8 protein-coding genes are annotated in these 12138 nt (G+C 49.8%); 2 read left to right on the top strand and 6 right to left on the bottom strand.

All coding sequences use genetic code 11. From position 1 onward, the window contains the following. Positions 1-10: 10 nt before the first annotated feature. Positions 11-3355 (bottom strand): diguanylate cyclase domain-containing protein, encoded by a 3345-nt coding sequence (locus tag ACYQ1O_RS14120; RefSeq protein WP_459992612.1) that lies wholly within the window; start codon positions 3353-3355, stop codon positions 11-13. A gap of 200 nt (positions 3356-3555) precedes the next feature. On the opposite strand from ACYQ1O_RS14120, the gene ACYQ1O_RS14115 reads away from it, so the two are divergent. Continuing rightward, positions 3556-5217, top strand: coding sequence for a multicopper oxidase domain-containing protein (locus ACYQ1O_RS14115; protein ID WP_459992610.1), 1662 nt, complete (start codon positions 3556-3558; stop codon positions 5215-5217). Next, the gene (locus ACYQ1O_RS14110) at positions 5214-5861 is read left to right on the top strand and encodes a copper oxidase (RefSeq protein WP_459992609.1); all 648 of its coding nucleotides are present in this window, start codon (positions 5214-5216) and stop codon (positions 5859-5861) included. The genes ACYQ1O_RS14115 and ACYQ1O_RS14110 overlap by 4 nt, the downstream gene beginning before the upstream one ends. Positions 5862-6056: 195 nt before the next feature. Here the strand turns inward: ACYQ1O_RS14110 and ACYQ1O_RS14105 are convergent, their stop codons facing one another. The 5 genes from ACYQ1O_RS14105 to creB all read right to left on the bottom strand — a co-directional run bounded on the left by ACYQ1O_RS14105 (position 6057) and on the right by creB (position 11879). Then, a complete protein-coding gene (locus tag ACYQ1O_RS14105) occupies positions 6057-6815 on the bottom strand; it encodes a polymorphic toxin-type HINT domain-containing protein (RefSeq protein ID WP_459992607.1) in 759 nt (252 codons plus the stop codon). Positions 6816-6899: 84 nt separating this feature from the next. Beyond that, positions 6900-7592, bottom strand: coding sequence for an exosortase K (xrtK, locus tag ACYQ1O_RS14100; RefSeq protein ID WP_459992604.1), 693 nt, complete (start codon positions 7590-7592; stop codon positions 6900-6902). Continuing rightward, positions 7585-9588 carry a VIT domain-containing protein gene (locus tag ACYQ1O_RS14095; RefSeq protein WP_459992602.1) on the bottom strand — a complete coding sequence of 668 codons (2004 nt, stop codon included), beginning with the start codon at positions 9586-9588 and terminating at the stop codon, positions 7585-7587. Before ACYQ1O_RS14095 ends, xrtK begins: the two co-directional genes overlap by 8 nt. A 124-nt stretch (positions 9589-9712) precedes the next feature. Then, positions 9713-11152 (bottom strand): two-component system sensor histidine kinase CreC, encoded by a 1440-nt coding sequence (gene creC / locus ACYQ1O_RS14090; RefSeq protein ID WP_459992600.1) that lies wholly within the window; start codon positions 11150-11152, stop codon positions 9713-9715. Between the two features lie 4 nt (positions 11153-11156). Then, positions 11157-11879 carry a two-component system response regulator CreB gene (creB, locus tag ACYQ1O_RS14085; RefSeq protein ID WP_459992598.1) on the bottom strand — a complete coding sequence of 241 codons (723 nt, stop codon included), beginning with the start codon at positions 11877-11879 and terminating at the stop codon, positions 11157-11159. Positions 11880-12138: the final 259 nt, after the last annotated feature.

The raw sequence follows: 12138 nt of genomic DNA, 5'->3' as shown, positions 1-12138 counted from the left end.
CCGCACGGCTTTAAGCAAGCTCATCACGCGCTTCAACCACTCGATAGACATAGGCAAATTCATCGGCAGCCATCGGCGCGCCAAAAAACGTACCTTGGTAACCATGACAGCCCTTTTCATTTAAGAAACGGATTTGCTTGGCGGTTTCTATTTGCTCGGCAACAACCGTTAAACCGAAATGGCTGGCCATACCGGTCATGGTTTCAACAATTAAAGCATCAACTTCAATATTACAAATGACATGCTGGTTGATTTTAATCTGGCAAATGGGCAAGTTTTTTAAATACGATAGCGATAAGCAACAAGTGTTGAAGTCGTCTATCGACAATGCTGTCGAGATGCTTAAACCATTAATGGCTTCGAGCTTGGCAATATTCAATTCGGCATCGTCAAAAATGGCAGTTGCCGATATTTCCAACACCAAGCGCTTTAATAGGTGGCTTTGCTGGTTGGAAATTGCCGCCAATTTTTCATCAATCTTCATCCTTTTAAACTGTTTTGCCGTCAACTTAACAGACAAATACGGTAATGAAGGCCAACGTTTGAGTTGCAGGCAAACTTCGCTAAGCCACCAATCACTGAACACCCACATTAAGCCTAACTCTTCGGCAATGCCGATAAAATCTTCGGCAGCCAACAAACCTTTTTCAGGATGCTGCCAAAACAGCATGGCTTCGGCGCCAATCAATACGCCATCAATATCAAACTGGGGTTGGTAAAAAATACGTAGCTGATCGTTTTTAACGGCTGATTTTAATTCGTTTTCCGTTTTTTGGCGGATGTCAGCCTGCTTTTGTAAAAGCGGATCAAAATAGCGTATGGCATTCCTGCCTTGGTGCTTGGCTTGATACATAGCCGTATCGGCCTGTTTTAGCAAAGCGTCTGCCAATACACCCTGTTGCGGCAAAATAGTGACACCAATGCTCGGACTAACATGGTGCCTATGTTCTTTTAACTGATAAGGTTGCTGTAAGGTGCGCTGCACCCGCTCGCCCATCACCAAAGAGCGTTCGAGAATCAACTCCCGGGTGGTTTCGTTGCAGTCAATCAGCACCACAAATTCATCACCACCCAAACGCGCCACGGTATCTTCTTCGCGCACACAGTCTTTAAGGCGGTCAGCGACTTGCCTAAGCAATTCGTCACCAATGTCGTGTCCGAAATTATCATTTAGGGCTTTAAAATGATCCAAATCCAAGAACAACAGCGCTCCGAACGTTTTATGGCGCGTACCCTTAGCCAACACCTTGTCTAATCGGTCCAAAAACAAACGTCTATTCGGCAAATTGGTCAGCGCATCAAAAAAAGCCATATTGGCAATATGCTCTTCGTAGAGTTTCTTCTCGATGGCAACACTCGCCAACTTGGCATAGTCAGCAGCAACCAGCATCATTTCTTGGTCTGGACGGAAAGCCTGACGATGGTAAATAACCAACGCGCCCAACACGTGGTGGCTAGACGATAAGATGGGTTCTAGCAAGCAAGAGGCAATACCCGCCTGCTTTGCCAAACTGCTGTAGGTTTGCCAAAACGGATGTTGCTCAATATTTTCAATAACGATGCGCTTGGCACCAAAGCTGGCAGTATTACAACAATCGCCGCCGACATTGACCTGTAAGCCTTTTATGGCTTGGTTAAAAAACTCGGGCAGACCTAAGGTTGAGCCTTTGCATAAACAAATGCCGTTTTCATCCGCCAGCAAAATCGAGCAATAACTGTCTGGATAGTTTTCTTCAACGCTTTTGACAATGACATCCAAGACTTCATCAAGCTTATTGGGGCTTAAAATGGCTTGCAAAATGATGTTATGGTTGCTGCGTTCGGTAATGATTTTTTTTCGCTGGAAAACCTCTTCTTCTAATGCACGGGTACGGTCTTTAACAATCCGCTCAGTTTGTAAATTGCGTCCTGTCAACATCAGCAAACCAACGCCCGCCAAACCGTTAATCAAAAACTGGCTTAGGATTAACCACCAGATATTCCATAGATATTCGCTGCTATAAAACTGGGGGGATGCTTGGTAGTCGCACCGTATCTGACGGCCCGCCAATTGCAAATTGGACGATTTTTGCAACACCGGTAAAGTCTGTACAACTTTATTGGATTCAAGTCGTTGGCTAACGACCTCTTGACCTTCGTCGGTAAGGGTCAAGAGCAATTGCAAGTGCGCATGCTTAAAGCTTTGCTTAAACACAACATTATCAAGATGGAAACAACTTGCTACCAAGCCAAGTAACTGTTGTCGGCGTAACGCTTGTGTCTCTGGCAAATGAATGCCGCGATAAATAGGTGTGAATAAGCAAGCCGTTACAGGCTGGCTTGATGCCGCTTGTTGATGCGCAATGAAGGCTAATGATTGACCAGAATCTACCGCCGCATCCAAGGTATAGGTACTTAAACCATCGTCTATCAAGTGCTTACTGGCATGGGCAGTGAGTTGGTACGTCACAAGATAATGGCTTGATTTATCAGCTTGCGGTGTTATCCACTGCAATTCTTCAACATTATCATTGGTCTCCAGCATAGAATGGCTAAACTGCTTAAACTCTTGTTCTGTAACCTGTACTGAGCTGGCAAATAAAGCCTTAAGGCTTTCGTTAACGTGTGGAAAGCGATTCAACTCGTTTTGCAGAATATTTTGCATTAAGTCAGCACGCTCATTAAAAAGCCGAGTGACCCGATAGCCTTCTTCTTGTTTGCCCAGCTCAAACAAGGCTGCCACCACAACCGATAAAGTCGCTAATGGTAAGGCAACCGACAATCGTCTAGGCCGCCAATACTGCTTAGGCTTGGCAATAAAACATAAGCAAAGCGGAGCAAAAATCAACACGCCAATGGCATCGCCAATCCACCATGTTAACCATGCGTTAGGAATCAAATCCGGACTTAAAAAACCTTTTAGGAAAAGCATAAGCATCCCCGACGATGCTGACACCACGCAACTGACAGGTCCCCCTAAAAACATAAACAGCAGAATACTGCCATCATCCAACAACGGGTTATGGGAACCAATAGTACGCTTGATTAAGCCCGCGCCCAAAAACGCCTGCAACGTTGCCGCGCAACCATTGGCAAAACCCATTTGCCAATAAGTCGCTAATGCCTCCCCTCCAGAAAGACTAAAGATCGAATAAGCCTGAGTAACAATAGCCGCAATAAACACACCCGGCAGCGCCTTACGCCCATAACAAAGCAAACAGGCCAGGCTGATACCCGCAGCAGGCCAAATCGGGCTAGAATGGTTGGATGGCATAATAATTTGAATGCCAATGTAGCCGCCCAAGAAACAAGCAAACGCAATCAGCAGATTGAGCTTCAGGATGCTGAACAATCGAAAAGATGAGTGCATTGCCATGGATAACATCTACAATGGGTCGGATTTGAATAGCTTAGTTTAAGAAAGTGGCGTTCGCCATCAATTTGTTGGAAATCCAACAACTTAGGTATTATTTAACAATTTTTGCCTAGTTTAGGGACATCTTGCAATTCACGGCTAGGCCATAGCGGCTGATGCCATTAAAATAACGGGTTCAATCCCGCTTCTGTTTAAGGTCTATGGCAAAGAAATTTTTATTAGTAATGGTCTTGTTGATCCCTATATTGATGGGCATCGCTTGGTATTTGTTTCCACAGCAAACAGAAAACGCCACAGTCAACCCACCTGCCAACCGTACCCTACGCCAAGATGAAGTTGCCAGCGTGGAAAAGCCTTGTTCTAACGAACACCCAGAATGGCGCATTGCACAAAGTATAGAAGATGTTGCCATTACCGAAAGTTTATCTTGCGAACCGGACAACCCCTACGAAGTCGCCGCTGCCGTTAAAGGCACGAACAACATTTCAATGGCAACCTTGATGCAAACCGATTTGGCGCAAGATGCCTTGGTCATGTCCGATGACCTTGACCACGACGGCGACCCTGACGTTATCCGCATCAAATTGGAAGTGGTTGAACTGAATGGCTTCAGCCCCGATGGCGATTATTTGATGAACACGTTTGGCATCGCCCCCGGCATTCAACCCGGACTCTGGGTGTACGCACCCAAATCACGCGGCATGGGGGTAAAAAACTTTAATTCGCGGGTCGCCAATCCCATTTTGCGCGCGCCCTCCCCTAGCATCCGCGTTGAGCAAGGCGACAAAGTTTTCATCACCTTAGAAAATACCCATTATTTGCCGCACACCATCCATTTGCACGGTGTCGACCATCCGTGGCACAACAGCCAAGGCGAAGACAATGACGGCATGGAAGAACATCCCGTCTTCCCGGGCGGCAGCCACACCTACGAAATTCAACCCCGCCACGCCGGTACCATGCTCTACCACTGCCATGTGCAAACCGCACAACACATGATGATGGGCTTGGGTGGTCTGTTCGTGGTTGAAGAAAACCAACCCAACAACTGGGTACAAACCTTTAACATCGGTGCCGGACAAGTCCGCCATCCGTCGGTTAGCGTCAGCAAAACCTACAGCCAAGAAGTCGATTTGCTTTACCAATCCATCGACAAACGGCTGTCGCAAATTGTCCAAAACGCCAACGACCCAAGGCTGATTAGCCAACGCATGGCGCATGACTACAACATGACCGAATCGTTTGAAAATTATTTCTTGCTCAATGGTCACTCCTACCCGTACACCTTGCGCGACGGCATGATAATCGCCGCCGCCAACGAACACATCAAACTACGCGTCGGCAATCTGCAACGCTCGGCCATCGCCTTACATGTGCATGGGCACAAAGCCACCATCACCGCTTATGACGGCGTTGACCAACCCGAAAGCCAACAGATCACCCGCGACGTGTTCGACATTGCCCCCGCGCAACGTCTGGACCTGAGCTTAAGAACATTGGACGACGGCCTGCACAGTTACGGCCCTGGCTTATGGATGTTCCACGACCACGTCCCCACCGGCACCACCACCGACGGCATGGAACCGGGCGGCAACATGGCAATTTTGGCCTACAAACCTTTAGTGGACGAACAAGGTATGCCGAAAATGCATGAAGATGCGCTCAGCGAATTGTTCAACCCTAACTATTACGCCAAGCAAACCGCGTTGTGGCAAACCGGCGACTTTAAGCAACTTTTGGGCTTAGCCGGAAAAATCGCCCCTAACTATTGGCAAATCATTATTTTTGCACTGGCAGCTGGCTTAGCGTTAGGCTTGCTGATCGTTGTCATCTTAAGCACCACCCGGAAAAGACCATCATGAAAGCTTTAGCCATCAGCCTATTCCTTCTGCTGGGTTGCCAGACCGCCAATGCCAATATGAGCCACCATCATATGCTGATGGATGACAAAGGCATGGTCATGAACGCCAATAGCGATAAATTGCCGCAAGATTGCCAAAAAATCTCCGAAACCGTCAATCTGACCATCCGTGCCGGACATCAGCACGCGGTTGCCTTCAACGGCAAAATGTTTGCTTTCGATAAGCAGCAATGGGATGTCAAACCTTGCGCAAAAATCAACATCACCTTTATCAATGACGACCAAATCCGCCACCAACTGATGATCCACGGCCTGCCGGGTTATCTCTACCCCGACGGCATGTTCCATCTGGAGCTGTACGGCAAAGGCGAACTGCAAGCCTCATTAATCGTACCCAGCCAGAAAAAAACCTATCTAGTGCATTGCGAATTGCCGCAACACATGGAAAAAGGCATGAAAGCGCAATTGAAAGTCGATGGTGGCGATGTGGACTTGCCCAGCATCCCTGGCATTAGCGCACCCGTCAAAGCAGACAGTTACGCAGTGGATTGGCAACAATCCACCTGGCTGGTGATGTTGGTTTGTTTGCTGATTGGGGTAGTGACACCGGTTTTGGTAATAAGCATTAAGGCTAAAACATCATAGCCGTAGGGTACGCATTGCGTACCTTCTAAAACCTTTCCGCTGAACCGACCTTAAAAAGGTACGCGATGCGTACCCTACAGTTTTTCGGATTTGATTTCCCACACCCACGCTTGGAAATCAATAAACCGTTTGGTAATTGGCCTACGGCAGATTGTTCGGCGGCTTGGTTGATGGCGGATTGCTTGCGGATCAGCCTTACCGAGTTAAGTCTTTGCTCACGCACTTTTCCGCTGTAATCGTCGTATAAGGCTTGTCAATGGGAGAGTCGCCTAGCTCCATACAAATAGGGGTTGTTCCAAGAAAGCATTGTGTTTTCATGTTGCCTGTCCAATTTACCGCCTCCAACGTCTCGGTCTGGGAGCAATGAGTGTTATGCACCCAAAGACCGGTCAACCCTCCGACAAAATAAGTATGAAAACCTTCAACCTCGATGTTGTAGACGGGAACTTTGAAACGCTCCTTTTTCAAGGTGATTAAATGCGAATGCGTGCCGTCAGAGGTTAAAAATGGGTCACCCACTTCCAGGTCTTCAACCCTCACCCAGCCTTTATTGACTACCCAGAAGGGATGGTTACCTGTCACGACAAGATGTCCCGGTCCAAAAGCTTCATCCTCCCGTGAATAGGTTAGTTCATAAACTTCTTGCGACTCGTACTCAAATACTCGCGTTATCTTGCGATAGGCCACTTCACCCGTAGTCTCACAGCGCGAAAGCACCTCTATTCCAGGCTGCAAATTCCATATCTCAGCCTTTATGGTCTTGCCAATTAAACCTAAACGAGAAATTTCTTCTTTCGCTACTGCATATTCAAACAAATGCGTATCATGAGCATTGATTCTGACATGAACGCGTGTTTCGCCATAAAAACAGGATTCTTCTATGACCTTAATCTGGTCGCTGAAGCGGGCTTGGCAACCTTCATTCTGCATGTCAACTGTACGCAATGTTTTCATCCCCATGTTTTTATTATCTAAATACGGTGCGCTGATAAGCTGTGCGGACAGTGTCGCACAGCCTGAAATGATTATCCAAAAGATTCAAGTCGGATATTTATATTGGCGCCTCAAACTGCGGCTTATCAATAACGTCAGCAAAGGCAATCCCAATACCCATGCGATGTGGGGCCAGTCCGGCAATTGCCTTCCCAAAACGAGCGCACGCAAAACCGGTATCAACAACGTCACGGTTAAGTAGATTAGCGTTGCAATTGAAGCGGTTTGTCTAAAACGACGCCAGCGAAAAGCCGATAATTGCGCCCAAATACAAAAGAAATAAACGGCAATACCGATTAAACGATGGCTTTCAGGCTCCGTCAACCCGAACGTGGTAGACAACGCGTCTTGACCGTAGATGCTTAGCAAGATACGCAGGGTATTCGCCAGCAAAGCGGTTAGCCAGGCGCAAGTACAAGCGTAAAGCACAGACCGGACGCCGAACGGGCGGTCGCGCCATAACCACCAATAACCCAACAATGAAACGATCAGAAAATTGATACCGGCACAGGACTTGACGATGCTGACGCGATGAAAATCATCGCGCCATTCGCCGCCAGCCGCTTCGAAACTCAAATGGCTAAACAATTCCAGCAACACGACCAAAGGATACAATTGCCATTGTAATTGCGCAGCCGAAGCTGCGCTGTAACCTTGCTTTAAAGCCAGCGTCAACAAAGCCGCAACCGACCAATAGGCCATTGCGTGGTTGCCGGGCCGGTTTTTTATGTCAGGCATTTTTCTGTTCCTTCCACACGCGGTTGCCAACATAAACAATCGTCAATATGACAATAAACCATGATAAATCAGGCTCAGGCATCGATCGGGAAGCCAGCGCCTGCGTTGAAACGCCTTGCGGCAACGGTAGCGGTTGCTGCACGTTTTTGGCGTTAGCGGATCGGTTGGCAACAATGTCGTCGACGGCAACAAACGAAGTGTATTGGCTTAGCAGCGAGTATTTCAGACCTAATTCGATGATAGCCGCGCGGTTGGCTTCAACCTTGTTGCCAGCCCAATCCGACAAACGCATCAATCGGTGGCGCGCCCATAAAATCGGTAGCAGTTCGGCGCGGTTCTCGTGACTGGCTTCGCGCAACGGCATATCAACACGATAAGCACCGTCTGCCGCCGTGCCGGTCAATGTCAATCCGGCTGAATCGCCCTCGCCGTGGTATTTCCCGAACACCACGATCGGGCGCTCAGCCAGCATCACCGGTATTTCGCCGGGTTCCATATCGTAAAGCTCGACGCTGTTGCCTTGTAAGCGAATGTTCGTCAATAACGGCGCTTCCACGTAGCGTCGGAAACGCGCCCCCACCTCCGGCACGTCATGTTGCCCAGTGACGATAAACGGTTCGCCAGCACCGGCTTGCGCCATCGATTCGATCAAATAACGGTTGACCGAACTGCCGATGCCGAAGGCAAACAAATTGGTCGTATTCAAATGTTTGGCGATTAGATCGTAAGCGTCACGTTCGGCACTGATATAACCGTCAGTGACGACCACAACACTGCGGGCCATCTCAGCGGTTTTCGGCATGGCATACGCGGTTTCCAACGCGTTAACCAGCTCGGTACCGCCGCCGCCCTGATAACTCGATGTTTCGGCGAAGGCGCGCCGAATGTTATCCGGTGTTGCCGCTAACGGGGTTGGCGATAGCATTCTGGCGTCGCCCGCAAAATACAAGATATTGAACGACTCGTGGGCTTTTAAACCGCCCAATAATTCCTGCATCAGCGCTTTGGCGGTATCCAACGGAAAGCCGTCCATCGAACCGGAGACATCCAAAACAAACAGATATTCGCGGCGCATAATATGTTCAGCTTTCACGCGGGCGGGCGGCTGCGCCATCGCCAGAAAATAATTTTCACCGCCTTGATGGTAAGTCATCAAACCCGACATAATCCGATCATCCTGTAAGCGGAAGCGCAGGATAAAATCGCGGTTGCCGGCATTGCTTTCGCTGGCTTCCAACGCGATTTCAACCGATTTGGCATCATGCCAATCCGTCTGGATTTTATGCTGACTCGACATCAAATCTTTAATGGCAATCGGGCTATCCAAAGCCACGTTAATCGACGTTTGTACGGTCGCCGGATTACCGCCGCCGCTGTCGTTTGCGGCATAGGGATTGCCAAGCCAAGCCGCGTCGGTGGCAATCTGAAGCGGATCGCTACCGTAACGCGGACCGACCACGGTCGGGTACACGAACTGGTAGACACCTTGTTCCGGCACCAGCAGTTCGCTGTAGGTTAACTTCAGCTCGATGTCGTCGCCCGGCATCAGGTTGGCGGTGTCCATCATGAACACGTTCGGACGTTGCTGTTGCAGCAAAGCCGTGCGCTTGCCCGCCGTTTTGGCTTGCTCGAAAAGCTGTTTGGCTTCTTCTTTTTCCTTGATTTTAGCGGTAACGGCGCGCTCGCCGATTTTCATCGTCAAGCCGTGCACGGCAGCCCGCGTCGAGCCGGGAAACACGTAACGGGCATTGATCGGCCGTTTACCGGCATTTTGGTAGTGTTGCGTAATCGTGACTTGCGCAATCGGCCCGTTGATACGTACGTCGGCATGGCTCGATTTTAACGGCAACTGGTCCAGAGCCGGATCGCCGTCAGGGATCCACAGTCTCGGCGCTTGGCTTTGGCTGCAATCGTCGCAGCCCGGTTCCGCTTGCGCTGTCGTTAACAGTGCGGCTAATCCGCAACCGATCATCAATAAAATTATGCGATACATCATGGTCTCCTCGTCTTTTAGTTTATGGCGAGGACAGAATAAACTTGCTCCGTGTGGTTTAGATTAGGCGCATGTGTGGATTGGATGTGGAATGTGTGTGATTAACGATGGCGATGTGGCGGCGGTATTAGGCCGGAAAGCGCAAAACCGCTTCAGTGCCGGATTCAGACGAAGTCAGCGACACGCTCCCCCTGTGCAACTCCATCACCTCCTTGACGAAGCTCAAACCCAAACCGGAACTGCGGTTTTGCGCACCGGGTCTAGGCAGCGAATAAAAGCGCTCGAAGACCCGGGCTTGTGCGTAATCGGGAATGCCCGGCCCGTAGTCACGAACCTTAACGACGACGGCATCGGCTTCCGATAAAACATCGATTACAAGCCGCCCGCCGATCGGCGAAAAAGCCGCCGCGTTTTCGACGATATTGAATAAAGCCTGCTTGATTAAAAACCGCTCACCGGTAACGGTAATCGAAATGTCGCCGCCAATCTCCAACGCCAGATTTTTTTGCAACAACGCCGCTTGCAGCGAAGCGGCGATTTCATCGGTCAACTCACCCAGTACGACCGGTTTTTTTTCTACGACACCTTGGCGGTTTTCGACGGCAGCCAATTCAAGCAAGCGCTGGATCAAATTCAATGCCCGCTCGTTTTCGGCTTGAATATTGCCGATAAATCGCTGACGTTGCGCCGGTGGCATGTCTTCCAGCAACAATTCAGCCGACGCTTTAATCGACGTCAGCGGGCTTTTTAGTTCGTGAGCCAGCGTTTGTGTATAACGCTCAATGTAGTTTTTACCGTCCAACGCTTGCCGCATCGCCGCGATGGCGCGGGCGACGCTGCCGATTTCGTTATCACCCAAATCCGGGGTCGCCAGCGTTTCGCCTTGCGCGATACGCTCAGCGAATTGCGCAACTTGGTACAAAGGACGGCTAAACCATAAGTACAGCATTGTCGCGGTCAGCAAGGCCAACATGGCGACACCGGCGACGGCCCAAACCAAATCGCGCTTGGCGGTTAAAATAAATTGCGTCACGTTGATTTTAGGCTTGCCGATACTGAGAACCCCGACCAAATCGTTGTTACGGAGAATCGGTGCAGCAATATAAGCAACCGAACCTGCTTCGCGGTCGTCACGGCGTTGCAAGATTTCGTCGGTCGGTGACGAACGTACGCCGTATTCGCCCTGCAAGGTCAGATGCACATCACGCCATCTGGAAAAATCCTGACCGACCGCCTTACGATGGCTGTCGAACACAACAATGCCTTGACGGTCGGTAATGTAAACACGGATGTCGATGTTGTTTTTGTGCAAGCCGTAAATATCGGCGCGAGGGTCGCGGCGGTAGACGCGTTCGAAGGCATCGTAAAGGCTGTCAAAGTTCGGATTCGGTCGGTCGAATTCACGGCCTGCGATTTCCGCCAACAAATTAGCCGTATCAACCAAAGGCTCTTCGAAAGATTGATAATAGCGCGGACGCAGTTCCAAGCTGAGCCAACGCTCCAACGCAAAAAAACCGCTCGCGAACGCCAACAATAAAATCAATAAGATGCGGGTGCGGACAGTCATGGTCTTATTGCAACGAATAACCGATGCCGCGATGCGTTTTAATCGCCTCTTCGCCAGGTTTTAGCGCGTGCAGTTTAGCCCGCAAGGCTTTAATGTGGGTATCGACGGCGCGCTCCAAACGATGCTCCGGCGCTTCCCAGCAACGCACCAATAAATCTTCCCGGCTGAATACGCGGCGCGGTTGTTGGATCAAGGTTTGCAGCAGGCGGAATTCGTGCAGCGTCAAGGTCAACGGCAAGCCGTGATAATGGATTTCGAAACGCTCAGCGACGATCAGAAAACGGTTGTCGGCGCCCATTGTTTCAGCGACCGGCGCGGATGCCTGACTGCGGCGCAGCACGGCGCGTACCCTGGCGCACAACTCCCTCGGACTGAACGGTTTGCCGAGATAATCGTCGGCACCTAATTCCAATCCGACGATGCGGTCGATTTCTTCGCTGCGGGCGGTTAAAAAAATCACCGCTGGCGGCGTTTCAAAGCGGGTTTGCAAGTGCCGGAAAATCTCAAAGCCGTTGGCATCGGGTAAACCGATGTCCAGAATAACCAATTGCGGTCTAAGCGCCTCCGCGCAATCCAGCCCTTCCCGACCAGTACGTCGCCAATGGGTATCAAAGCCGTCAGTCGTCAAGGCGTAACAAATGGTTTCGGCAATCGCCGGTTCATCTTCGATGAGCAGGACGGCGCGCGGATTGGAAGACGGATGGGGCGGTTTTTTGGTGTTTGCCATGAAGAAGTGGGGTAAAAAGTTCCGATGCGACCGTTATAAACAATTTTCGCCGGTGTTGGAAATTTAATGCCGAAAAGTCTCCGACGCGACCATTTTTAAAATCAATTGGCCTTCCATCTGGATTATCTGGATCGTCGGCACCAACTCCTCGCCGTATCCATCCAACATTTTGCAGTTCTCCAAAAATATCGGTTTAGGATTTTTTTACCATCGTAAAAAAAACGCCATTCTGGATTTTATCAAAATGGCGTTTTTTCAG

This window comes from Methylosoma difficile, assembly GCF_054657615.1.
This window is presented reverse-complemented; position numbering and strand designations above follow the sequence as displayed.